This is a genomic window from Shouchella hunanensis (assembly GCF_028735875.1).
GTDB lineage: Bacteria > Bacillota > Bacilli > Bacillales > Bacillaceae_D > Shouchella > Shouchella hunanensis.
In genome coordinates, this window is the sequence record NZ_CP117834.1 from 628,324 (window position 1) to 651,527 (window position 23,204).

Genomic DNA, 23,204 nt, shown 5'->3' on the forward strand with positions numbered 1-23,204 from the left:
CGCTATCCTCCAATATAGGACATTTCAATTTTCTTTCTATTTTTAGACGTCTCGGCTGTTCTCAGTTCAGAATAGCGATCAGACCGCTGTTCCCATACTTCTTTTATCTTAGTAAATAAAAATTCATCGGTTTTACCTACTCGTAAATCCTGTTTTAAATCAATGCCATCTTCAGAAAATAAACAAGTAAATATCTTACCGTCAGCAGATAAACGCGCTCTTGTACACGTACCACAAAACGTTTCTGTTACAGATGAAATAAAGCCAACTTGTACATCGGAATCCTCATAACGATAACGACTCGCTACCTCCCCGAAGTAATAAGGGTCTACAGGCTGTAATGAACCAATTTCAGATACAGCGTCATAAAGCTCTTTTTTGGAAACAACTTTTGAATAATCCCATCCGTTCGTTTGGCCGACATCCATAAATTCAATAAACCGAAGCATCACACCTCGTTCTTTACAGTACCTAGCCATGGGGATAACTTCATGCTCATTTAAGCCTCTTTTGACGACCATATTCACCTTCACACCTAATCCAGCTTCTAGAGCAGCGTCAATACCTCGTAACACAATCTCTGCTTTCGTTTGACGTCCGCTCATTTCTTGAAACACAGCTGTGTCTAGGGCATCTAAACTAACGTTTACGCGCTTTAATCCCGCTTTCTTTAAGTCCTTTGCGAATTTCGGTAATAGAACGCCGTTAGTTGTTAACGCGATATCGTCAATTCCTGGAATATCATGTAGTTCACGGATAAGAAGGGACGCATTTTTTCTTAAAAGCGGCTCCCCGCCAGTTATTCTTAGTTTATTCACGCCTAATTGGGCAAATTGTTTTGCTGTACGAACAATTTCTGTAAACGATAATAATTCTTCTTCTTTCATGAAGACATAGTCTTTTCCAAATACTTCTTTTGGCATGCAGTATGTACACCTAAAATTGCATTGATCCATAATCGATATACGTAAGTCCCTTAATGGTCTCGACAATTGATCGTTGATCTTCATGCTCATACTTTACGACTCCTTTCTACTCACTTACTATAGGAGATAAGCAAATGCTAACTAGTCTAACTGGATATGTATATGGAAAGGAAAGGATAACCCTATGATGCACCATTCAAACGACGTTGTTCATGCTACTATTGCCATCGTAACACTTTCCGACTCACGCACAGTGGCAGAAGATAAAAGCGGTCAATTGATTCGCCAATTAATTGGTGATCACCATACAATTGGTTCTTATGCACTTATACCCGATGATCCTCAGCTCCTAACATCGAATCTCCTTGAGCTAGTAGCAGATCCAGAGATTGATGTCATTCTATGTAATGGTGGAACCGGCATGAGTAAACGTGATTATACTTATGCTATCATAAAAAAACTCTTGGATAAGGAATTAGTAGGCTTTGGTGAACAATTTCGACAGCAAAGCTATGAAGAGATTGGTGTAAAAGGACTTTTTAGCAACGCTATAGCTGGCACAATAAACGAGACAGCCCTTTTCGCATTACCTGGTTCAACTAACGCTGTCAAGCTTGGTATGGAAGCCTTTATTCTCCCTATGCTTCCTCATTTACTAGGAGAGCTTCGCAAATGACTGGCGTTGGATTAATTTTGGCTGGTGGACAATCTAAACGATATGGCAAACAAAAATTATTTGAAAACTACCACAACCAACCGCTTGTGTTTCAAAGCATTCAAGCCTTTAAGCAAGCACATATGCCTTACTTCATTGTAACAAACAATGAACTTGCGAACGATTTTAATGGTGACGTTCCGATAATAGTAGAACAAACCGCTCACCTAGGACCACTTTCGGCCTTATGTACAGGTCTCGAACATATCGAACCATATGGATATTCCTATGTACATGTTTTAGCTGGTGACCTCCCCTATATAGAGGCTTCGTTTGTCTTAACGATGCAACGGTACGCACAGACATTTCCAGAGTCGACAATTTTATTACCTGTACAGAATGAACGTGAACAACCATTACACGCTATCTACCGATTGGGCTGCTTACAAGCTATCCGAGCTTTATTGCCTGAGCAAACGAGTATGCGCGCCCTTTACAAGGGACAGAACACAAAGCGATTGTCGTTTCCAAATGACGTCCGGTTTTTTAAGAATATTAATAGAACAACGGATTGGAGAGATTAACATGAATTCTTTTTCCCATTTTAATGAGGAAGGTCGAGCAAAAATGGTGAATGTTTCTCAAAAAGCTGAAACCGAAAGAACAGCAACTGCTCGTACTAAAGTAAGGCTTTCTGCCACTCTTTACGACGCTATCCATGATCAAGGCTTAAAGAAAGGCGACCCTTTAGCAGTTGCACAAATAGCCGGTATTATGGCCGCAAAGAAAACAGCCGACTGGATACCTATGTGCCATCCCATTACGATACAAGGAACGGACTTGCAGTTTTCTTTTAGAAAAGACGAGGAAACCACTGATTATGTGTTAGTCATTCATGCGACGGTAACGGTCAAAAGTAACACTGGCGTTGAAATGGAGGCTCTTACTGCCGTTAGTGCTGCTGCTTTAACGTTTTATGATATGTGTAAAGCAATTGATAAAGGGATGATAATCGAAGAAACGTTGCTCGTTGAAAAAACAGGAGGAAAGAACGGCAATTTCTATCATCCTCTTTTACAAAAAGAGAGAAGTCGTTAATTACTTCTCTCTTTCAAAAAAATCGCTTATCCGCATTTGTAACTCTTCTTTCTTTTTGCTATACAATCCGTTCAAGGAGGATAACACGCGAACCGGGTCGCCATAGAAGTATCGCTCATAAAGTAATTGCCTTGTGCCAAACTCTGTCATTGTCATATCCCGCGCGAGCTGAATGAGCTGAAATTTATCATAGGCGCTTACATATTCTCCTTTTATAAATCGCTCTAAATAAGGCGCAATCGAAGAAGCAAAATCTTTTTCACTCGGTGCCGCAATAAAATGACTCGCTCCTAAAAGTTGAATGATTTCAATTAATCGTGGGTACGTCGTCTGGTAGTAAGATGCACATGCTTTTAAGGTTTCTAATTTCGGCACCATTATGCCAAAGTCATTGACCTCTGCCTGAGCTTCGGAAGAATAAACGAAACCAACCATCGCCTCCAATGCAATAATCATTTCGCCAAGTTTTCCTTGGATATGCTGATGACGTTCAATATCAAGCATTGTTACGAGTGCCTGAGCAATACCGAGTAACCACTCTGTTTTAACAATTTGTCTGTTGACTGCTTGATATAACAAGAACGATTCCATTCCTGTTTTCATAAATAAATCGTTCATTAGCCACTCATTCCTGTATAAAAAAACCCGGTTCCAAGGCACAAGAACGTGGTCAAAGACAACGATAGCGTCACCTTCTTCAAATTGTGAGCTGAGAGGCGAATCAAATGTGCTTCCCTTTTTGTAAGGAGGACGGTTAATAAAAGTTAGACCTTTTGTGTCTGATGGAATCGTACAACCAAATAAGTAATCACTATCAATAAATGCGGCTGAAGGGATAACAAGTAGCTCATCCGTCATACCCCCTTGGGTTGCTAACAGTCTTGCCCCATCAACTATAATGCCTTCTTCTGTTTCTTCAATGATCTTAGTAGCAATCGGCTGATCTTTTCCTTGACCATCTGGGAAAAAGGGCTTTCTACTGATAGAAGGATTAACAAACGTATGTGTAAACGTTAAGTCTACTTCTTTTGCACGCTTATAGATCGCATCAATATTTTCTCCAAACTGTGGGTCTGCTTCAGCAAAGAATTTCTTTGCGCCTGCCATAATGGCGATCATCGTATTCACATAGTCTGGGGATCGCCCTAGCACCCCTAATGTTTCATTCGCCCATAATTGCGTCGCTTTTCTCCGTTTTACTAAATCTTCTTTTGAACGAGGAATGTCGTATGAAAAGTTAATTTTTTGATCCTTCCCCTGGAGAGTAGATGCATATCGTTCATCATGAACCATGTCATAGAGCTTTCCTTTTGCTTTAAAAACGGATTGAAATGGTTCCACATCTGTTAAAGGGCGTTCAATTCGTTTGCCGTCCATCCATACATTGCTTTTTAGGCATGCCATTCTTTTTAAATACTCCGCACCTGTAACGATTCCCATCTTTCACACTCCTTCTTCGTCGCTATAGCCTATGCACATTCGCCTATCACCGTGATTTGTCCTGTTGAACATTCACATCTGTTTTAAAACCAAATAATCGGGTAAACAAACAAAACGATAAACTAGTTTTATAAAAAAGGAGCGAATGTTTACATGGCACATCGAATTGAAGTCGAGCACGGAACCACTCTTTTTGTAGAGGATATTGGTAGCGGCCAACCCGTTATTTTTCTACATGGCTGGCCAGTCAACCATAGAATGTTCGAACACCAAATGGCAACATTACCAGAAAAAGGTTTCCGCTTTATTGGTGTAGATTTAAGAGGCTATGGACAATCGGATAAACCAGCTTATGGCTATGATTATGACCGAATGGCGGATGACCTTCGTGTTGTCATTGATACACTTGAACTTAAGGATGCCGTATTATGTGGATTCTCAATGGGAGGAGCCATTGCAATACGCTATATGGCAAAGCACGGCGAAAAAGGTGTTTCTCGTCTCGCGCTATTAGGCGCAGCAGCACCGGTATTTACGCAGCGAGATGATTTTAAATTTGGTTTACCTAAGGAAAATGTGGATGACTTAATTTTAGGTGCATATGCGGACCGCGCCGACATGTTAAAAGACTTTGGCGGTCTATTCTTCGGCAAAGAACCAAGCACCCATTTTAATAGCTGGTTCCACTCACTTGGTATGCAAGCAGGACCTCACGCGACGATTGAATCGGCTCGAACCCTTCGAGATGCTGATTTGCGTGGTGACTTAAGTGCTATTTCCGTACCAACTGCCATTTTACACGGTCGAAACGATGAAATCTGTCCGTTTGATTTAGCAGAACAAATGGAAGCAGGTATTGCCAACGCCACTATTATCCCTTTTGAAGAGAGCGGTCATAGCTTGTTCCATGATGAAAGAGAGAAATTTAACGAAACCATCATTCAATTTATATCAGAACCTGTTAAATCGTAAGAAGATGTTTAAGACCAGTACAGTTGATGTACTGGTTTTTTGTCTGTACAATTATGTGGACTTGTGGTAAAGTGTCTTTCGTTCCTATGAAAACACGCAGTTCGTAACCTTCCTGCGTTATCAAAACTAAAGGAGATAAATCATGTCCACAGAACTATTAGGGCTATTGTTTGCCCTTGCAAATTTTTCCTTCCTGCTCTTATTTTATAAGTTGTTTGGAAAAACAGGTATTATCGCCTGGATCGGCTTTGCAGCCATTTTAGCTAATTTACAAGTCTTAAAGACAATTGAACTGTTCGGATTTATCGTAACAATGGGGAATGTGATGTATGCGACAACCTTTCTCGCAACAGATCTATTAAATGAAAAGTATGGGAAAGCCCTCGCCAAAAAAGCCGTTTGGCTAGGCTTCTCAACCTTACTCGTTTCAACGATTATCATGCAATTTGTACTGTTATTCCCACCTCATGGAGAAGACCTAGCACATCCGCACCTTGCTTTTATTTTTGACTTCGCTTTACGCGTTGCGTTAGGAAGCTTAACGGCTTTTATCATTAGTAATCATATTAACATATACATCTTTGCGTTCTTTAAAAAGCTGTTACCAAAAATGCTTTGGCTGCGAAACATCGTTTCCAGTATTTTTGGACAAGCGTTGGATACATTGATTTTCTGTGCAATTGCGTTTCTAGGTGTGTATTCGATGGGCATCTGGTTTGAAATTGCCCTAACAACATATCTGATGAAATTTATCGTTTCTCTGCTTGCGATGCCTTTTATTTACTGGGCTCGAAGCATCAAGCCTCTGCAAGATTAAAAAAACGGCCTGTCCCCAGGCCGTTTTTACATTTCCTTCTGAAACGCATTTATCATAATCTTAATGTTCGCAATGTCTGCCTCGTTTTTTTCTTCAATTTCTTCTTTCAATTCAAGTAAAAATGTCTTCTTCGCACGTAAATTATCAAGAGCAGACTGGTACTGGTGATACACTTCTCCTTCTTGTTGATCACTTTGTTCAATACTCGCGTAAACAGCCTCCATAAACCGATATTCGGATAGCTTATCATTTACATTAATGGTCCCTTCATCCTGTTCATTTAACACTTCCGGTGTTTCAATTGTATAAATGTCTTTTAATTGTTTTTGTAAAGCAACCATATGCTCTTCGCAAAATTTTTGTACTAACTCATCGTTCATATAACCGACTCCTTTCTTTTTACCCTATTCCCAATAAGTATACAGGAAAAACCGTAAAGTAAAGCGGTCTTTAGAAGAAAAAACAACCACTCCTTAAAAGGAAAGTGGTTATTAAAAAAGTGTGCAGGCACATTACGATACCTTAAACCGCATCACCTGTTTTTATAGATCCTATGTATCTTTGTTTATTGCTCTTACCTTTAAAATCCTCTACTAAATTCAATTTTCCTGATTCATGAACCAATACATCGGCTTATGTCCCGGGACGCGTTGGACCATCTGTTAATTCAGCAACTGAACTTACAGGTCCAGTACCTGGTCTTGTAGGGCCACTTAAATCAATAACAGAAGTTGTTGATAAAACAATCCCCATTGCAATTAGCAACGATACTACCTGTTTCACATCTTCACCCCCTTTTCATCATGTACTCTTTCGTAAATCTTTAGCATACCTTGCAAAGAAAAATCGACCACTACTTATTTCTTACCATATCATAACGCTCGAAAATCAAGTAGCGACTAGTACTAAGTTATCACATATAAACAGTAAAGCAACGTTCATTCATCTTTAGTATCATGGTTTAGCAAAACACTCTAAGGGGTGATTAAATGAGTAGTTACATACGATGCACCTCTGTTACCCCAAGCAGGATCGTGTAATAACCCATCGGCTTTATTAGCCTCCTTGAGACCTCGTAAAAAGCGGGGTTTTGTTTATTCTCTTATTGTTCATTTATTTCTAGGTAAAAGAAAACATTTAGCTTTATCCAAGTTAGTTAAAGATCTATTAATCCAACATTACCAAGAATTAAACCTAGATAAATCAAAAGGCAAACACACCAAATAAAAAGCGCATACGACTATTAAGCTCATACACACTTCTTTTTGGTTTTTATCACGCTTGCGTAGCAAGTCCACTGGGGTTATGGGTTGTCCCACTTGCGGTACGTGATATTATAGGACACTCTTCTGCTAAAGTGTTTCCACCGACCGAGCTAACCCCGATCTTACTGAGATTTTCTGTTAATAACTAATCACTTTATCCGATCCCTGTCCGAAGCGACTCAAATGCATCCTCCGATTGCTCGTGTTAACAGTGAAAACATTCCAACTATCTTCAGTTATCTCCCCACTATCCCTAGGTCTAGGGTCTCTAGTTAAACCTGTAGAACTATCTGCTGTTGCTGAATGTAAAACGTTAATGTATCGAATTTCATCATGCACATAATCCTCATCTAGGTGATAGTGACCTCCTATATGTGCAATGTGGTTTCCTTTTCGTCCAGTAAAATCAACAGTTATGTCAACACCATGATCGCCCTCAGTAACAGCTGAACGATATCGGATTCCAAGTTTAAATGCTCTTATAATTCCTCTGAAAGCAAAAGCATTGGTAGCTTTTCCAACACCATCAGAACCTGTAATAGGAACATGTGACATTGTAACTACCGTCCAATTTGAGGGACTCTGCTTATTCTGAAAGTTTAACGCGGTATTTGCTAACCACTGTATTTGACGATTTCTTAAAGCATGAAAGGAGATATTATGATATTTAGGAGATCCGTTACTATTAGAGATATGAGCCACATCCGCTGTATTTAAAAAGATTACTCTTAGCTTAATATCGTCAAAATCTTTATAATAATAACCTCCGTTTTTCTCAGCGCTATTAAAGACAAAATCTTCTTCAAATGGTTTGACCATCTTCTGATGCCATTCAGTAGGGCTCATTATGTCTGCCAACCTCGGATTCGCTGTATTATCTGTATACCAAGGTCCATAATCATGGTTACCTTTTAAGATAGCTACAGGTACTTTCGATTTCGTAAAGGCTTTTACATTATCGTACAACTCTCTTTTGTAAACTGATGGTGAATCTTTACCGTTTATAATATCGCCACCATGTACCACAAAGTCCAATAAGCCATATTTGGTAAAATCAACGATGTTATTAACGTGTTGCAACCCATTCATTCCATAAGAACCATTTGAATTACGGATATAGTGAGTATCACTTATAAATCCAAAAGATTTTGTGTTAGTATTCTGTATTGCTGCTACTTTTTCATACAGGTTAAACAGTTCATCTTCAAGAAAGGCACTTACCCCTTCATTGTGCTTTAATTCCACCCATCCTCTAAAACTCCCATTGGTATGCAAATTACCAACAAAGATTCGTTTCATGTATGAATAATTCAAAATGAATTGCTTTCGAGTTCCGGACCCTGATGTATTTTGAAAAACATCAATTGTCACGAATCCACCGTCTTTCCACGGTGTATTCACCAGCTTATCTCCTGTTGATTCGTAAAAACCCGCTGCAAGCGTAAAGATATCAATTCCTGAATTAGTTAAATACTTTCTGTTCCCATTATCTTCTGTAAGTTTATACATTATTGACCTCCTATTAATAAAATCATTCAAAACAACCTTACCAACTATTTTTCGTTTCCGTGTAGCAAAAGTGTTGATCTGTTCACGACGCATTCTTTTTGCCAATTCGAGCACTAACTTTTTTTATATGGTCTAAACTAAAATTTAATTCATGTGAAATTTGAATAAGCGATTTATTCTCAATCCATTTTTTATAAGCTACCTTGTATTCTAGTCCCTCTAGCTTATTAAGCATTTTTTTATCTCATCGCGCCAGAAGTATTTCTCTCTAAGCTCTTTCCGAACCTCGTTATATTTTCGAAGAACATCATCTGCTTCTCCTATAGCATTATAAGCAGGAACTTGCACAAGCCCTCCCGTTAGCCGTTCAGACTCATAATCTATAGCACCTATGCCTTTTGGAGAGACATATAAGCTTTTTATGTTTTTATATTGTTTCTCTAAACATTTTTCATGTTAACTCCAAAATGTCGATCTCAGTTAATAAGTCCTTATAGAGTAAAACGGTTTTACTCATGCACTCTCCCCTTTTCTTAACCAGTCTCGTTCTGCCACCTTAATATGCTTTGTAATAGGCTAGCCTCTGTTATTCTGTTGTTCATGCTATCTAAAGCCTGCCTTGTACATATCTCTCGCTATATCACCCTTAAAACGAAGTTCTGCTATATCCTTTTGTCCCTTTGCCAACTCAAGAATCAATGTAGCCGGGACTTTTGATAGTCTTTTAACCTCAAGATCTCCTCCTCTCCACATCCCTTGCAGGTTCTTGTCCACTTGCTTTTCGCCACTCTCAGCTTGAATCTTCCATCACCACGATCACAACGCCCGTGCTACATTTTGACCTCCGGCTCAGGAGCATGGACCTCTCTCTGCTCCTTTACAGCATCAGACCATTTGGGTTCAGCCATTAATAGCCGTTTACTTGCCGTTCATGATTGATTTTGTTCTTGTCTAAGTAGGCTTGTTCAATCTCTCCGGAACTAAAACTCAATGATTCGTCTAACCCTAAAAACAAAGCTAATAAGTAATGGTACCCCATCCCTATAGATCCATTTGTTTTTTCTAAAAGAGAAGAATGTTTCGTATTATCATGAATCACTCCGAACTTTCGATTTATTTCAATGAACAGATCGACTATAATACCTGTATCTAAGACATAATGTACTTGTTTTACTTCGCAATTAGGCGCATCCTAGAATAGTGTTGTTTGTTCTTGATCCTTGCGTGTTCGCTCTCGATAATCATGGAATTTCTATAAAGGCAAACACTTCTTTAATCTCACAATCTTTAAAATGTTTTCTTCTGTACTTCGATGCACAACATTCATGTACGAACTCTTCAAACCGGATGAGAATTACATCATCATAATCACCCTCGAATGAGGAAAAGAGATTTTCCTTTTTCTAAAACCACCAATAGAACATATATTCTTTTTGTTTGATGAATGCTTCTTAGGGGTGAGAAGGTGAAGTGTAAGGTAGTAACACTAAAATTCGGCGAAAAGCGTTGGGAATGTTTAGATGAAGGGTCTCCCGATCCGGTCAAAGGTGCAAGAAATCAAATCAGGCGCAGGGCTAAGACAAAAACAGAAGCAAAGCAAAAGGTACAAAATGAGATTAGAAAAAGACTTAAATGTCTTATTCAAGCACATAGCCAAGGTTCCGATTGAAAAAATAACACACTCATCTTAACAAAAATTATTAAACACACTTGCTAAAGACTACAGTCTAAATAGCTTGAAGAGTATTAACACCAATGCCAATATGGTTTTTAAGTATGCCATAAGAGAAAATCTAATTAAGCATAATCAATGAACAGACGCTATTACATAACGAAAACAGAAAACCATTGAAGAAATCAAATCGAATCCGCGATAGGACTAAATTAAACTTGCGCGTACATAACGAAGATTTTCACGATAAAGATTTTCTTTTCTATCGAGCTAACGGCTATCCTTATATTACCAAAACGGTGCTCAACAGAATGGACAGGCTGAGACAATCAACAAATATCAAGAAGAGAACAACGCCTCACATTTTCAGACACACGTATATAGCATGATGGCCGAAGCAAAAGTAGACCTTCCGACGATCATGTAGCAAGTGGGGCACGAAGATATCGAAACAATGATGAAAGTTTATACACATGTTACTAACAAAATGAAAAAAGATGCCCCCACAAAAGTTACAAACCTTTACGGGAACATCCTCGAAAAAATCATTTTATAAAGATCCGTGACATTTACGTGATAGTTTGGACGAATATACCGTCACGGATTAACCAAACCCTAGCGATACCGGGCTTTATGGGGGATGACTTACATCATGCCGCCCATCACCGAACAAAAAATAATAGCCTTTTAAGGGATGGAATTAGAGATGCAAGAGTACGCATCTTTATATATTATCTTCCCTAAATATACGTTGAGTTATATTGAGTTATATTGAGTTATATTAAGTTATGTATGATTGTATGTCATTCTCTGTTTTGGTATGTCAAATGTACCTATATCTACTGTCTTCTTTTAATAGATTCAATAGTTTCATTAATATTTTTTGCAGGTGATTTGAAAGAATCATATACCTTTGTCTTATCATGAACAATTATGGTGCCAAAGTTATTCTCAAGATCCCAATGTGCCGATACTCTTTTCGCCATAACTACACCCCATCTTTTTGTATGTTTTCATGCACCAAATATAAATATGAAGAAACTCGGTTTTTCTATGCATATGTGTACATAAAAAGACGTCATTGTATTAGACGCCTTCATTAATTGTAATTTGTATAGCAGCCGAGAGATAAATGAAAATGTAAAAAAGGTCGAGTGTGAAATTAAAGGGCACGATTATGGTCATGCCAAAAAATTTATTTTCTTTTTACCCACTTAACTACTAACATTATAATTAGAGAGATCATTATGGCTATAACGCCAAAATATAAGACGAGTTGAAATGTGACTCTTGTTGGATCTACAGGTTCAAACAAAGTATGCCCCCCTAAAAAAGATATAGTGGTCTTGGTGACCACTATATCATAGTCTTAGCAATGAGATCTACATTACTATCTTACTACTTCAGCCGAGGCCGATGGAATAAAATCAGCATGTAATGTTAAGTCAACTAGTCTTGTAAAGGTTGCGGCACCAAAAGGGTCATTAAGCTCAAAAGTCCCTTGTACAATTGAATTTCTATTGTTATTTACAACAACTCTTGTACTCCCTGAGCCAGAACCAGGTGTTACATCTACAACTCCTTGATGATCATAGACATTTGCGTAAAAATTATTGGAAGAATTAACTGCATTTGACCAATAGGCAGCGGTCTGTGTTTGCGCATTATTAATCCAAAGTACACTAAAAGTGTGAACATAGTTAGAGAACCAACCATCGTTGTAAGGGTCTGGTTCAGTAATAGCTAAAGGGCTGACTTCATTTTCAACACTTTCTGTGGACAAGGAGGCGCTTAAAGAGCTTCCATCATTAAAAACGTAGGTTACGTCATCTGTTTCTCCTGCTTCCGCATTTAATTCCGTACCTTCGAATAGATCATTAAATTCATCGTCGTTAGTCCAGACTTTATACGCCTCTGTATGCTTAGAAAGCTCTGGGTTTTCATCAACTAGTTCTGCTATGCGGTTAAGATCATCGTTAGATTCATCTTCATTTAGAGTTAGTGTTTGGATAATTGAGTCTTCTTTAAAACCTTCTTCAAATTTTTCTTCCTCTTTGACACTTTCTAAAAGAGTTTTGAATTCCTCTTCCTCGTTGATTGTGCTTGCAAAAGCTGAATTACTAGTAGTGCTTAGTGCGGATAGTGCGAATAATGAACTGAACGTAAAGATTAAAGCCTTTTTCATTGTTCGTTCTCTCCTTTAATTAATATATTTTGAAAAGGTGGTGATAATTACCAATTCCTCTTCAATGCTAGTAAAGATTAGTGGAAATATCAACCGCATTAGTAATATCAAGAATATTAAGACTTAAATTCGTTGATATAACAAACTTTCAAGTTGTTGAACGTTCTCAGCAATAGCGTTGGTGTTTGTCGTGTAAGCATTAATCGCAATTATCGATGCAATTTGTCCACTCTCGTACTATTCGCAGAACCGCTTAAAGGAATTTGAATTACTAACACCTAAGAATTCTTCAAAAAGAACAATCCAAATTGATGAGTTTGTTCTTGGAGAACTCAAAACCCTTAAGAAGATCATGAATGAGTACAAGCTCAGAAAAGGTAAAGAGTATAACGATCAAGGGTTTATATTTGTAGACACGAATAGAAAGCCCGGTTACCCAATGATTATTAAAACTGTCGGTCGTAGAATAAAACGAATTTTAAAATTAGCTCAGTTGGATGAATCACTCACCCCTCACTCTCCAAGACTTACCCATACCTCTTTATTAGCTGAGGCTGGTGTTTCTCTTGAAGAGATCATGGAACGATTAGGACATAAGAATGATTCAGTCACAAGAGACGTTTATCTACACGTATCAAAATCACGCAAAAAAGAGGCTGCTGTAAAGTTCAGCAACCTCATGGATAGTGTAAGAAATAAAAATTCGGGGTAGAAAGTATGTCAAAAGCATGTCATATCATACAATTAACTACACTAACAAACCCGAAACCCTTAAAGCATCAAGGGGTCAGAGAGGCATGTTACATCATGCCGCCCATGCCACCCATTCCGCCCATGCCGCCCATATCAGGCATGCCGCCGCCTTCGTTTTCCTCAGGCTTATCAGCGATTACAGCTTCTGTCGTTAAGAACATAGCTGATACGCTAGCTGCATTTTGCAAAGCAGAACGTGTTACTTTAACCGGATCAAGAATACCTGTTTCCACCATGTTTACATACTCGCCTGTTGCTGCGTTGTAACCAACACCTACCGCTTCAGACTTCAATTTTTCAACAATGATAGATCCTTCAAGACCAGCGTTGTGTGCAATTTGACGAACTGGCTCTTCTAATGCACGTAGAACAATATTCACACCAGTTGCTTCGTCTCCAGCCGCTTCAACCGCTTGAACTGCTTTAATCACGTTAATAAGAGCCGTACCACCACCAGCAACAATACCTTCTTCTACTGCTGCACGTGTAGAGTTCAACGCATCTTCAATACGTAGTTTACGCTCTTTCATTTCTGTTTCTGTTGCAGCTCCTACTTTAAGAACTGCTACACCACCAGATAATTTAGCTAGGCGCTCTTGTAGCTTTTCTTTGTCAAAATCAGAAGTCGTTTCTTCTACTTGACCTTTTAGCTGACCAACTCGAGCAGCGATTTGTTCTGGGTTTCCAGCACCTTCAACAATTGTTGTATTTTCTTTCGTTACAACAACTTTGTTGGCACGTCCTAGAGAATCAATTGTTGCTGATTTAAGATCAAGTCCTAAATCTTCCGTAATGACTTCTCCACCTGTTAGAATCGCAATATCTTCAAGCATCGCTTTACGACGATCACCGAATCCAGGCGCTTTAACAGCTACTGCATTAAATGTGCCACGTAATTTGTTCACAACAAGTGTTGCTAACGCTTCACCTTCAACATCTTCAGCGATGATAAGGATCGGACGACTTTGCTGAACAACTTGCTCAAGAACTGGAAGTACTTCTTGAATGTTTGAGATTTTCTTATCTGTAATAAGGATATAAGGGTTATCAAGAACCGCTTCCATCTTATCTGAATCAGATACCATGTATGGAGATGCATAGCCACGATCGAACTGCATACCTTCTACTACTTCAAGCTCTGTAGAGAAACCTTTTGATTCTTCAATGGTAATAACGCCGTCGTTTCCTACGCGCTCCATTGCTTCTGCAATGATTTGGCCTACTTCTTCGTCAGCTGAAGAAATCGCTGCTACTTGCGCAATCGACTCTTTGCTTTCAATTGGCTTTGAAATGCTAGCTAGCTCTTTTACTGCTGCTGCTGTTGCTTTTTCAATTCCTTTACGGATTCCCATTGGGTTCGCACCGGATGTAACATTTTTAAGACCTTCACGAATCATGGCTTGTGCAAGAACTGTAGCAGTTGTCGTACCATCACCAGCAATATCGTTTGTTTTGCTTGCTACTTCTGCAACAAGTTTCGCACCCATATTTTCAAATGCATCTTCAAGCTCAATTTCTTTCGCAATCGTTACACCGTCATTTGTAATCAATGGTGAACCGAATTTTTTTTCTAATACAACGTTACGACCCTTTGGTCCAAGCGTTACTTTTACAGCGTTCGCTAATGTATCTACACCTTTTAGCATCGAGCGACGTGCTTCTTCACTGAACTTAATATCTTTAGCCATTCTATCTGCCTCCTGTATGTTGGTTCGTATTTATTCGTTCTTTATTAGCTTTTAGCCAATGATTGCTAGAACATCGCTTTCGCGAAGAATAAGATAGTCCGTACCTTCATACTTTACTTCTGTACCTGCATATTTTGAGAAGATGATGGAATCGCCTTCTTTTACTTCAAGCGCTACTTTTTCACCGTTTTCTGTTACACGACCTGTACCTACAGCTACGACCTTGCCTTCTTGCGGCTTTTCTTGTGCAGAGTCAGGTAGTACAATCCCACTCGCTGTTTTTTCCTCTGATTGGATTTGCTCAATAATGATGCGATCTCCTAATGGTTTTAACAAGGAAAACACCCTCCTTTGAAGACGTATGTAGTGATTATTATTAGCACTCGTTTGTGATGAGTGCTAACACATTTCCTATGATAATCATTCTGCTCGCGTTTTGCAAGAGGTAAGCCTGACTTTTTTTTGGACAGTTTCTTTAAAAAGGGTCTGAAAAGGAAAACGAATGCATAATATGGTATGATGAGTGGGAATTTAGACTGATCATGTGTAAAGGAGTTCGCTTGTGAATAAGATCTATTATAGCTTAGGAATTTTGTTTTTCGTTATTATGCAAATTGCTGTAGCGTTTACGCTTGTGGTCGTTTTTCAAGGTGTTTTAACTATGAATAGCGGGCTATCCATTCTTCTTGCTGTTCCATTAACAATTGCCATTGCGTTTCTAACGTCGCGAATGGTTAGTCGAAATACAGTAACGATGCGATACGCACTCGTTGTACTTGCCTATATTGTGATGCAAACAGGACTTGCTTTAGTTGCTTCTACTCTACTTGCATCGATTTTCAACGTCACAAACCAAGCTCTTTTAATCGGTCTATCGTCCATACTCTCATTTACTGTCGGTCTTGTTGTTATTTTACTGATTTTGCGTCGAGACGAACAGCTAGATGGTGGGTTAAGAGGACCTAAAATGAAAACAGGCGAAACCGTTGCTTGGTCCATTATCGGTATCTTTCTAGTATTTGGGACACAAATCGTTGCTGGTTTAATTCAGTCTCTGTTGTTTGGCATTGATCAAGGGTCTGAGAATACGGCGGATTTAGTCGCGATTGCACAAGAATTTTTACCGTTCATTATTGTTATTGCTGTTATTGGTCCGATCATAGAAGAACTGGTTTTCAGAAAAGCAATATTTGGCTGGCTATATCGCCGCACAAACTTTTTCGTTGCAGGGTTAATTAGTTCTCTTATTTTCGCTGTCATTCATTTTGATTTTGAGCATATTCTCATTTATGGCGCAATGGGCTTTGCCTTCGCTTTCCTATATGTGAAAACAAAACGAATCATTGTTCCAATTATCGCCCACATTGCGTTAAATTCATTTGTCGTTGTTGTTCAAGTACTCTTCATTGATAAAATTAATGAGTTTATGGACACGGCTACTTTCATCTCTACTATGATTGGAATGATATTATTATGAGATTCTATGGTTTCTTCTACATTCTACTTGCCTTTCTTTTTGTCTATTTAACGTACATTCAAGTAGAAGCAAATGGGTGGGGGATTTTCCCAGTCGTGCTCGCTTTTGTAGCTGCAGTTGATTTCTATCTTGGCTGGCAAGCACTTAGACGACCTCCCAAAGATAAATAACACACGTTAAAACCGACCGGTTACCAAACCGGTCGGTTTTTGTTCCATTCTTCAATTTGATCGATTGCTTTTCGTACGTCTACTGCACTGATGACGCCTGGCATAACATGAATAGACTCTTCTTGAATCGTCGCTTTTTCACATACCGCGTTTAAATCCGCTGAACCTACGTCAATCCCTAAATCGATTAATGAAGTGGGTAGTTCCACTTTATGATAAAAAGGTATTAATCGTTCAATTTCATTCCAATTTTCTTCTAAAGCAAGCTGGACAAGAATACCGTAAGCCACTTTGTCCCCGTGCAGAACATCGTGAGTTTCTCTCAATGCTGTTAAGCCATTATGGATCGAATGAGCGCCTGCAATACGTCCATATTTGTCTCCAAATCCTCCGACCATACCACCTAGCATAATGATTGCTTCCACTACTTTACAATAGGCGCTTGATACTTCTTTATCTGCTAACGACTTTATGCTTTCTTCACTTTTTTCAAGTAATACAGACTGACAAAGCTGTGCAGCATAATAAGAGATATCAAGTGCTGCACGCCTATCTGTAATGGCACGAAGCTGAACATCGGCCTCGTACCATTTCGCCAGTGTATCTCCAATTCCAGCAAGAAAAAAAGCCTTCGGTGTTGTAAGCAATACATGTGGGTCTACTAATAGCAGACTTGCATTCTGTTCATACACATCAAAGTGAGTATAAACCCCTTCCTCATTATAGATAACAGAAATGGGTGTCCACGGTGCACAATTAGAAGCAAGAGTTGGAATAAGTACATATGGCTGAGAAAGGAGATGAGCTGTCCCCTTTACGGCATCCATTAACGTTCCTCCTCCTACTCCAATAAGTGCATCATAGTTCCCATCCAGCGCCATTTCTGCTAAACGTCTCATTTCAGCTACTGAACACAGACCAGCATAAGGCTCATATGTTGCTTCAACTTCTTTCAATTCTGGCCAAAAAGCGGCAATGGCTTTCCAAGAAGCATGACCGTGAACGACAAGCACTCGCTTATACTTTCGTGCTACTAGCCTTTCTTCTAACTCAGATAAGGCGCCTTCTGCAAAAACATATTCCTGTGGTGCACCACGAACGATAAGCGAGCTCACTGTTCCATCCAGTTTGGCTTTCCAAACCCTTCAAACTCTTCATCAATGACAGCTTCAAATTCGTCCGATTCAATAACCGCTTGAATATCTTGAGCTAATTGTCCGTCTACGTCTTCAGAACGAACCGCAACCACATTTCGGTATTGATCAGCCATATCTTCCAACTCTAATGCCGTTGTTAAATCCAACCCTGCCGAAAGAGCAAAATTACCTGGCACGGCAGTGAGTGGCTTTTGCCCTACTTCTCTTGGAAGCTGCGCGGCTTCGAGTTCAACAAATTGGAGATTGTGTTTGTTTTCATCAATGTCTTGAATAGAAACTGTTAACGGATCGATTTCGTCTTTAAATGTAATTAAGCCAGCATCTTCTAACATTAAAAAGGCTCTTGCCCCATTGGTCGGGTCATTAGGTATCGCTATTTCTACACCATCTTCAATGTCCTCTAGCGATTGGTACGCTTCTGAGTAGATACCCATTGGGGCAGTTGGTACCGTTACTAAGCTAGCTAAGTCTAAATCATTGTTTTCTGCAAAAGCATCTAGATAGACTTGGTGCTGAAATAAATTTGCATCATCTGTGCCATTGGCAAGCTCACGATTTGGGATAATATAATCCTGGTATTCATTGATCGTAACAGAATACCCTTTTTCTTCAAGGCCAGGAACGATGGCTTTTGTGAGCATATCACTATACGGTCCGGCTGTCGCACCAAAACTTATTTCTTGACTATCCTCTCCTGCATTACTGTCACCACATGCACTTAATGTTACTAATGCTCCAAGTGTAGCTACACTCCAAATCCAGTTGGTATTCTTCATTTGTTTCTCTCCTTTAATTGTCTATTTTCTTTTATCTGTCGTTTTTGCAATATAGTCTCCAAGTAATTGCAATACTTGAACAAACGCAATTAAAATTACGACCGTTGAAATCATAATGGTATTGTCGTAGCGATAATGACCATAACGGATTGCTAAATCCCCAACACCGCCTCCACCAATCACACCAGCCATTGCTGAATAGGCAACAAGACTAATGACGGTTAAGGTTAATCCTTGAATCATTGAGGCTCTGCCTTCTAAAAACAACACATCTTTAATAATCATCCATGGTGTTGCACCTGTAGCAACAGCTGCTTCAATCATCCCTTTATCAATCTCACGCATAGCACTCTCCACAATTCGAGCAAAGAAAGGAATGGCTGCTACTGATAGCGAAACACTTGCTGCAACAGGACCGGTTGTCGTTCCTACAATAAGGTTCGTAAACGGATATAATGCAACGAGTAAGATGATAAATGGTATCGAACGTATGATATTCACAAAAACACCTAACACATTCTGTACCACACGATTCTCCCAAAATAAGCCCCGATCTGTTGCAAACAACACAACCCCTAACGGAAAGCCGATAACAATCGCCACAGCGGTGGAAATACTAATCATCAACAGTGTTTCAAGAAATGCACTCCACATTGTAGGCAACATCTCAATTAAGTGGGGAATGTCCATCACGAATCACCTCCACTTCAGCAGAACGCTTTTCAATATAAGCCAATGCTTGTTTAACGGCCACCGCTTCTCCTTGAAGCTCAAGGATAAAAATACCTAAAGGCTTTCCATCAATATATTCAATGGCACCATGTAAGAAATTACCGTTTAACGAAAATTGTTGTAGCATATCAGAAATAATACCTTCTCCAGCAATCTCTCCTTTAAATACCACTTTTGCAATAGTACCCGTAAACTGCGCAAGGGTTCGCTCTGGAACGTTAAACGAAACAACATTCTCAATAAATTCTTTTGTTAATTCTTCTTTCGGTTCGGCAAACAAGTCATATACGTTACCTTGTTCAACAATTTTGCCATGTTGCATCACCGCCATCTTATGACAAATCTCTTTTACAACGTTCATTTCATGCGTGATAAGGACGATCGTTAAACCTAATTCCTTATTCAACGATTGAAGTAACTGCAAGATGGATTTCGTCGTTGTCGGGTCAAGTGCAGAAGTGGCTTCATCACATAGCAAAACACGTGGGTTATTTGCAAGTGCTCTCGCTATACCAACCCGTTGCTTTTGTCCACCGCTTAACTGGGCAGGGTACGCATCTCGCTTATCGGAAAGACCCACACGCTTGAGCAGTTCGTCCACCCTTGTTGGGACAGTGCTCTGTTCAACTCCTGCTGCTTTAAGTGCAAATGCGATATTTCCATAAACCGTCTTCTGATTAATCAAATAAAAGTGTTGAAAAATCATTCCAATTTTTAAACGAGCTTCCCGTAGCCTGCTTGAATTTAGTTTCGTTAAATCAATACCGTCAACATTAATGGTTCCGCTTGTTGGACGTTCTAGCAAATTCATACAGCGTAGGAGTGAACTTTTTCCTGCACCTGAATAACCAACAATGCCAAATATTTCTCCTTTTTCGACTCTAAACGAAACATTATCTACACCAATAACCGTTCTTTTTTTGCTCTTATAAATCTTTGTTAATTCACGCGCTTCAATCATCCACTCACTCCCAAATAAAAAATGCTTCTTTCATGATGAAAGAAGCATCGAAAACCGGTCTGTTTTTTCGACTTATCTTCCAGAATAAAATGATTCTGTAGGATTTGGCACCTTCCAAATAAATGTGGAGGTTGCTGGACGTCAACGGGCCTATTCCCTCAGTCGCTCTTGATAAGTGTTAACGATTTAGTTGTCTTTGTATACTACCGTGTTGCGACTCTTTTGTCAAAACAAAATCTTACCATTTATTTTAATTCATATTAGCTCTCTTCTTCTATCAATCCCTCTTCAACGAGGAATTCATAGGCAACGATGGCCACACTTTGCCTTTCAATATCAACTTGATAATTTAAGGCTCGCATTTTTTCACTATCAAGAATGTCCGCTAGTGGTTGCAACAACTGTTCAATTTCTGGATTGTCTTCAAATACATCTAAACGAATTTGTACAGCTGCATTATAAGGAGCAAAAAAGGTGTGATCGTCTTCTAAAATGATTTGGTCATAATCATCAATCCTTGCATCCGTTTCGTACCCCATTGCTACTTCTAATTCCTCATTGTACAACGCTTCGTACAATAACCCAGCATCCATGTATTCAATGTTTCCATTCCCAAATTCAAATTCATATGTTTCTTGAAGACCTGGAAGACCATCCGCCCGATTGGCAAACGCGGCATCGGTACCCATCCGAATTTCACCTGGATTGTCTTTCACGTATTGAGCTAAATCAGACAACGACTGAATTTCTAACTCCTCCGCCTGTGCACGGTTCATGATGAGCGCGTACGTATTGTTCACATTTGAAATGTTCATCCAGTGTAGTCCATTCTCTCTGTCTACTTCTTGGAGTGTTTCGTATGCTTCTTCAGGATCTGTTATTGGCTCCATATTTAAATACGTTGCAATCGCTGTTCCAGTGTACTCCCAAGACACATCCACTTGACCATTTTCTAAAGCAGAGCGAAGGACATTACTTCCTAAATTCTCTACTTGTCGAACCTGATATCCCGCATCTTCGAGAATAAAATACGTCATTTCCGATAAAAGATATTGCTCTGTGAACGATTTAGCACCTATTGTGATACTGTCCCCGAAGCCTAAGTAGCTACAGCCGCTTAAGGATACACCTAAGAGGACAACTGAACCGCTCATATAACGTCGTAACTTGTTCATCTTTCTCCCCCTTATGCGGTTGCCGTCGTTTTTAAATGAGCTTGCTTTTTCGATACTCGCATACCTTTAGGCGTTAATAAGCGTTCAACGCCTCTTAGCAAATAATCAAAAAAGATCGCTAGCAGAGTAACTGGTACAGCACCAGAAATAAGGTAGGAATTATCGTACAGTTCAATTCCAGTAAAAATCCACAGCCCTAGTCCGCCTCCGCCAATAAAATAGGCAAAAGCAGCAGTGCCGACATTTAAAACAATGGCCGTTCTTAAACCACCGATAATAGCGTATGCCGCATTGGGAACTTCGACTTTAAAGAAAATGTCAATCGGCTTCATGCCCATTCCTCTACCAGCATCAATAAGATCAGGGTTTACTGAACTAAAACCAGCAGCTGCATTTCTGAAAATCGGAAGGACAGAGTAAATAAATAAGGCAAATACAGCTGGAACAAAGCCAATCCCTAAAATTCCAATCATCAGTGCCACAACGGCCAAACTCGGTATAGTTTGAGCTAAGTTGGCAACGTTTGACGTGATCCACTCTGCTCGTCGAAACTTTGGCCTCGTGACAAAAACAGCTAACGGTAGTGCTACTAAAACAGCTACTAACGACGATACGAGGACAAGCGCCACATGTTCGCCTAGCAGGCGCAAAAATTCACCTGACGATTCGTACAGATGTATATACATTCCTTCTGATGCTGTCCAGTAAAGAAAGACTGCCACTAATAAAAACAATAGTACCCGAACACAATTTGTTACGATGGCTTGTGTCTTCAAGCGATCACCGCCGCTTTGCTTTTTTGATTACCTAATTTCTGATGAAGGAACTGTTGGATTAGATCAATCGTAATAGCACCACGTATATTGTCTTCGTCATCGTATACACAAACTTGTTCTGCTTCTTGGTTTAATAAGATAGAAAGGGTATTTTTCAAATCAGCATCTAAATGAATTTGTTTTGAATCAGCAATATCTTCTTGACATTCTAGTAAACCAATTTCTTTATTTAACTCATCAACGGTATGAAGACTAAGCATTTTAATGGCTCGGTCTTTTCCTATAAAATCAGAAACATACGTGCTAGATGGTTTCATTAAAATTTCTGATGGTGTACCATATTGCATAATTTCGCCTTCGCGCATTAAGACAATCTTATCCGCCATCCGAATCGCTTCATCAATGTCATGACTAACAAACAAAATCGTCTTCTTCACTTTTCGCTGGATATCTAAAAACTCATCTTGAATATGTTCACGAATCAGTGGGTCAAGAGCTCCAAAAGGTTCGTCCATTAACATAATTGGTGGATCTGCTGCTAGTGCTCTTGCTACACCTACCCGCTGCTGTTGTCCACCAGAAAGCTCACTTGGATAACGTTTTCGAAATTCTTTTGGATCGAGTCCAACAAGCTTCATCAGTTCGTTGTACCGCTCTTTTTTCTTTTTACTGCCCCACTTTAATAAGTTTGGAACAACCATGACATTGTCTTCAATGGTCATGTTCGGAAACAACCCATTGCTTTGAATAACATAGCCGATCTTACGACGTAGTTCAATTGTATCCAGCGTTGAAATCGGTTCACCATCTATTTCAATATCACCTTCACTTAATGAAACCAACTTATTGACCATACGTAATAATGTTGTTTTTCCGCACCCTGATGGCCCTAAGAAAATAACAATCTCTCCATCATTAACATCAAAGGAAACATGATTCACTGCGTTTTTGTCACCAGTATACGTTTTAGTTACCTCTTTAAATGAAATCACGTGTTATC

The 23,204-nt window shown here is 39.3% G+C and carries 25 protein-coding genes and 1 riboswitch; of the genes, 9 read left to right on the forward strand and 16 right to left on the reverse strand.

Translation table 11 applies throughout. The features are described 5' to 3' along the window. Positions 1 to 2: 2 nt before the first annotated feature. Complete coding sequence (moaA, locus tag PQ477_RS03365; RefSeq protein WP_035395337.1) at positions 3 to 1,016, reverse strand: GTP 3',8-cyclase MoaA; 1,014 nt, start codon at positions 1,014 to 1,016, stop codon at positions 3 to 5. Between the two features lie 97 nt (positions 1,017 to 1,113). Between moaA and PQ477_RS03370 the strand changes: the two genes are divergently transcribed. From PQ477_RS03370 to moaC, 3 genes are read left to right on the forward strand one after another with little or no spacing between them, the layout of a single operon-like run. Next, a complete protein-coding gene (locus PQ477_RS03370; RefSeq protein WP_274272955.1) occupies positions 1,114 to 1,602 on the forward strand; it encodes a MogA/MoaB family molybdenum cofactor biosynthesis protein in 489 nt (162 codons plus the stop codon). Further along, positions 1,599 to 2,165, forward strand: a complete 567-nt coding sequence (mobA, locus tag PQ477_RS03375) for a molybdenum cofactor guanylyltransferase (RefSeq protein WP_144559514.1) — start codon at positions 1,599 to 1,601, stop codon at positions 2,163 to 2,165. The genes PQ477_RS03370 and mobA overlap by 4 nt, the downstream gene beginning before the upstream one ends. Position 2,166: 1 nt before the next feature. Then, positions 2,167 to 2,679 (forward strand): cyclic pyranopterin monophosphate synthase MoaC, encoded by a 513-nt coding sequence (gene moaC, locus PQ477_RS03380; RefSeq protein WP_060705689.1) that lies wholly within the window; start codon positions 2,167 to 2,169, stop codon positions 2,677 to 2,679. Here the strand turns inward: moaC and PQ477_RS03385 are convergent, their stop codons facing one another. After that, positions 2,680 to 4,119 carry a 4-hydroxyphenylacetate 3-hydroxylase family protein gene (locus PQ477_RS03385; protein WP_274272956.1) on the reverse strand — a complete coding sequence of 480 codons (1,440 nt, stop codon included), beginning with the start codon at positions 4,117 to 4,119 and terminating at the stop codon, positions 2,680 to 2,682. Between the two features lie 153 nt (positions 4,120 to 4,272). Between PQ477_RS03385 and PQ477_RS03390 the strand changes: the two genes are divergently transcribed. Beyond that, positions 4,273 to 5,091: an alpha/beta fold hydrolase gene (locus tag PQ477_RS03390; protein ID WP_035395342.1), complete on the forward strand. Its 819-nt coding sequence runs from the start codon at positions 4,273 to 4,275 to the stop codon at positions 5,089 to 5,091. 142 nt (positions 5,092 to 5,233) lie between these two features. Beyond that, positions 5,234 to 5,908 (forward strand): queuosine precursor transporter, encoded by a 675-nt coding sequence (locus PQ477_RS03395; protein ID WP_144559516.1) that lies wholly within the window; start codon positions 5,234 to 5,236, stop codon positions 5,906 to 5,908. 26 nt (positions 5,909 to 5,934) lie between these two features. Here PQ477_RS03395 and PQ477_RS03400 read toward each other — a convergent pair whose 3' ends face one another. The 4 genes from PQ477_RS03400 to PQ477_RS03415 all read right to left on the reverse strand — a co-directional run bounded on the left by PQ477_RS03400 (position 5,935) and on the right by PQ477_RS03415 (position 9,721). Next, complete coding sequence (locus tag PQ477_RS03400) at positions 5,935 to 6,288, reverse strand: hypothetical protein (RefSeq protein WP_035395343.1); 354 nt, start codon at positions 6,286 to 6,288, stop codon at positions 5,935 to 5,937. Between the two features lie 253 nt (positions 6,289 to 6,541). Next, positions 6,542 to 6,691 (reverse strand): hypothetical protein, encoded by a 150-nt coding sequence (locus PQ477_RS03405; RefSeq protein ID WP_274272957.1) that lies wholly within the window; start codon positions 6,689 to 6,691, stop codon positions 6,542 to 6,544. 620 nt (positions 6,692 to 7,311) lie between these two features. Further along, entirely contained in the window at positions 7,312 to 8,682 is a 1,371-nt protein-coding gene (locus PQ477_RS03410) for a metallophosphoesterase family protein (RefSeq protein WP_274272958.1), read from the reverse strand. A gap of 907 nt (positions 8,683 to 9,589) precedes the next feature. Further along, entirely contained in the window at positions 9,590 to 9,721 is a 132-nt protein-coding gene (locus tag PQ477_RS03415; RefSeq protein WP_081762189.1) for a dUTP diphosphatase, read from the reverse strand. Between the two features lie 809 nt (positions 9,722 to 10,530). On the opposite strand from PQ477_RS03415, the gene PQ477_RS20880 reads away from it, so the two are divergent. Then, entirely contained in the window at positions 10,531 to 10,743 is a 213-nt protein-coding gene (locus PQ477_RS20880) for a tyrosine-type recombinase/integrase (RefSeq protein ID WP_432813885.1), read from the forward strand. A 1,001-nt stretch (positions 10,744 to 11,744) separates the two neighbouring features. Here PQ477_RS20880 and PQ477_RS03420 read toward each other — a convergent pair. After that, positions 11,745 to 12,539 (reverse strand): hypothetical protein, encoded by a 795-nt coding sequence (locus PQ477_RS03420; protein WP_274272959.1) that lies wholly within the window; start codon positions 12,537 to 12,539, stop codon positions 11,745 to 11,747. A gap of 220 nt (positions 12,540 to 12,759) precedes the next feature. Between PQ477_RS03420 and PQ477_RS03425 the strand changes: the two genes are divergently transcribed. Continuing rightward, complete coding sequence (locus tag PQ477_RS03425) at positions 12,760 to 13,251, forward strand: tyrosine-type recombinase/integrase (protein ID WP_274273540.1); 492 nt, start codon at positions 12,760 to 12,762, stop codon at positions 13,249 to 13,251. An 88-nt stretch (positions 13,252 to 13,339) separates the two neighbouring features. On the opposite strand, the gene groL is transcribed toward PQ477_RS03425, so the two are convergent. After that, positions 13,340 to 14,980 carry a chaperonin GroEL gene (groL, locus tag PQ477_RS03430; RefSeq protein WP_055736533.1) on the reverse strand — a complete coding sequence of 547 codons (1,641 nt, stop codon included), beginning with the start codon at positions 14,978 to 14,980 and terminating at the stop codon, positions 13,340 to 13,342. Between the two features lie 51 nt (positions 14,981 to 15,031). Further along, positions 15,032 to 15,316: a co-chaperone GroES gene (groES, locus tag PQ477_RS03435; RefSeq protein WP_035395350.1), complete on the reverse strand. Its 285-nt coding sequence runs from the start codon at positions 15,314 to 15,316 to the stop codon at positions 15,032 to 15,034. Between the two features lie 226 nt (positions 15,317 to 15,542). On the opposite strand from groES, the gene PQ477_RS03440 reads away from it, so the two are divergent. Further along, positions 15,543 to 16,457: a CPBP family intramembrane glutamic endopeptidase gene (locus PQ477_RS03440; RefSeq protein WP_274272960.1), complete on the forward strand. Its 915-nt coding sequence runs from the start codon at positions 15,543 to 15,545 to the stop codon at positions 16,455 to 16,457. Further along, the gene (locus tag PQ477_RS03445; RefSeq protein ID WP_144559593.1) at positions 16,454 to 16,627 is read left to right on the forward strand and encodes a DUF4305 domain-containing protein; all 174 of its coding nucleotides are present in this window, start codon (positions 16,454 to 16,456) and stop codon (positions 16,625 to 16,627) included. Before PQ477_RS03440 ends, PQ477_RS03445 begins: the two co-directional genes overlap by 4 nt. Before the next feature lie 20 nt (positions 16,628 to 16,647). Here the strand turns inward: PQ477_RS03445 and PQ477_RS03450 are convergent, their stop codons facing one another. The 7 genes from PQ477_RS03450 to PQ477_RS03480 form a co-directional block, all read right to left on the reverse strand. Further along, the gene (locus tag PQ477_RS03450; RefSeq protein WP_274272961.1) at positions 16,648 to 17,742 is read right to left on the reverse strand and encodes an iron-containing alcohol dehydrogenase family protein; all 1,095 of its coding nucleotides are present in this window, start codon (positions 17,740 to 17,742) and stop codon (positions 16,648 to 16,650) included. Continuing rightward, positions 17,739 to 18,560, reverse strand: coding sequence for a MetQ/NlpA family ABC transporter substrate-binding protein (locus tag PQ477_RS03455; protein WP_144559597.1), 822 nt, complete (start codon positions 18,558 to 18,560; stop codon positions 17,739 to 17,741). Before PQ477_RS03455 ends, PQ477_RS03450 begins: the two co-directional genes overlap by 4 nt. A 21-nt stretch (positions 18,561 to 18,581) precedes the next feature. Further along, a complete protein-coding gene (locus PQ477_RS03460) occupies positions 18,582 to 19,250 on the reverse strand; it encodes a methionine ABC transporter permease (RefSeq protein ID WP_274273541.1) in 669 nt (222 codons plus the stop codon). Beyond that, positions 19,228 to 20,253 (reverse strand): methionine ABC transporter ATP-binding protein, encoded by a 1,026-nt coding sequence (locus PQ477_RS03465; protein WP_274272962.1) that lies wholly within the window; start codon positions 20,251 to 20,253, stop codon positions 19,228 to 19,230. The genes PQ477_RS03460 and PQ477_RS03465 overlap by 23 nt, the downstream gene beginning before the upstream one ends. Positions 20,254 to 20,322: 69 nt before the next feature. Beyond that, positions 20,323 to 20,431, reverse strand: a riboswitch (SAM riboswitch). A gap of 82 nt (positions 20,432 to 20,513) precedes the next feature. Then, the gene (locus tag PQ477_RS03470) at positions 20,514 to 21,428 is read right to left on the reverse strand and encodes a glycine betaine ABC transporter substrate-binding protein (protein WP_052008017.1); all 915 of its coding nucleotides are present in this window, start codon (positions 21,426 to 21,428) and stop codon (positions 20,514 to 20,516) included. 11 nt (positions 21,429 to 21,439) lie between these two features. After that, positions 21,440 to 22,204 (reverse strand): ABC transporter permease, encoded by a 765-nt coding sequence (locus PQ477_RS03475; RefSeq protein WP_274272963.1) that lies wholly within the window; start codon positions 22,202 to 22,204, stop codon positions 21,440 to 21,442. Then, positions 22,201 to 23,196: an ABC transporter ATP-binding protein gene (locus PQ477_RS03480; RefSeq protein WP_035395355.1), complete on the reverse strand. Its 996-nt coding sequence runs from the start codon at positions 23,194 to 23,196 to the stop codon at positions 22,201 to 22,203. The genes PQ477_RS03475 and PQ477_RS03480 overlap by 4 nt, the downstream gene beginning before the upstream one ends. Between the last annotated feature and the right edge of the window lie 8 nt (positions 23,197 to 23,204).

Coding starts and splice junctions, on each gene's coding strand:
- moaA (WP_035395337.1), bottom strand. CDS start 1,016: ATGAGCATGAAGATCAACGATCAATTGTCGAGACCATTAAGGGACTTA.
- PQ477_RS03445 (WP_144559593.1), top strand. CDS start 16,454: ATGAGATTCTATGGTTTCTTCTACATTCTACTTGCCTTTCTTTTTGTC.
- PQ477_RS03460 (WP_274273541.1), bottom strand. CDS start 19,250: ATGGACATTCCCCACTTAATTGAGATGTTGCCTACAATGTGGAGTGCA.
- PQ477_RS03370 (WP_274272955.1), top strand. CDS start 1,114: ATGCACCATTCAAACGACGTTGTTCATGCTACTATTGCCATCGTAACA.
- mobA (WP_144559514.1), top strand. CDS start 1,599: ATGACTGGCGTTGGATTAATTTTGGCTGGTGGACAATCTAAACGATAT.
- groL (WP_055736533.1), bottom strand. CDS start 14,980: ATGGCTAAAGATATTAAGTTCAGTGAAGAAGCACGTCGCTCGATGCTA.
- PQ477_RS03390 (WP_035395342.1), top strand. CDS start 4,273: ATGGCACATCGAATTGAAGTCGAGCACGGAACCACTCTTTTTGTAGAG.
- PQ477_RS03455 (WP_144559597.1), bottom strand. CDS start 18,560: ATGAAGAATACCAACTGGATTTGGAGTGTAGCTACACTTGGAGCATTA.
- PQ477_RS03395 (WP_144559516.1), top strand. CDS start 5,234: ATGTCCACAGAACTATTAGGGCTATTGTTTGCCCTTGCAAATTTTTCC.
- PQ477_RS03385 (WP_274272956.1), bottom strand. CDS start 4,119: ATGGGAATCGTTACAGGTGCGGAGTATTTAAAAAGAATGGCATGCCTA.
- PQ477_RS03400 (WP_035395343.1), bottom strand. CDS start 6,288: ATGAACGATGAGTTAGTACAAAAATTTTGCGAAGAGCATATGGTTGCT.
- PQ477_RS03415 (WP_081762189.1), bottom strand. CDS start 9,721: ATGGGGTACCATTACTTATTAGCTTTGTTTTTAGGGTTAGACGAATCA.
- PQ477_RS03410 (WP_274272958.1), bottom strand. CDS start 8,682: ATGTATAAACTTACAGAAGATAATGGGAACAGAAAGTATTTAACTAAT.
- PQ477_RS03420 (WP_274272959.1), bottom strand. CDS start 12,539: ATGAAAAAGGCTTTAATCTTTACGTTCAGTTCATTATTCGCACTATCC.
- PQ477_RS03470 (WP_052008017.1), bottom strand. CDS start 21,428: ATGAACAAGTTACGACGTTATATGAGCGGTTCAGTTGTCCTCTTAGGT.
- moaC (WP_060705689.1), top strand. CDS start 2,167: ATGAATTCTTTTTCCCATTTTAATGAGGAAGGTCGAGCAAAAATGGTG.
- PQ477_RS03465 (WP_274272962.1), bottom strand. CDS start 20,253: ATGATTGAAGCGCGTGAATTAACAAAGATTTATAAGAGCAAAAAAAGA.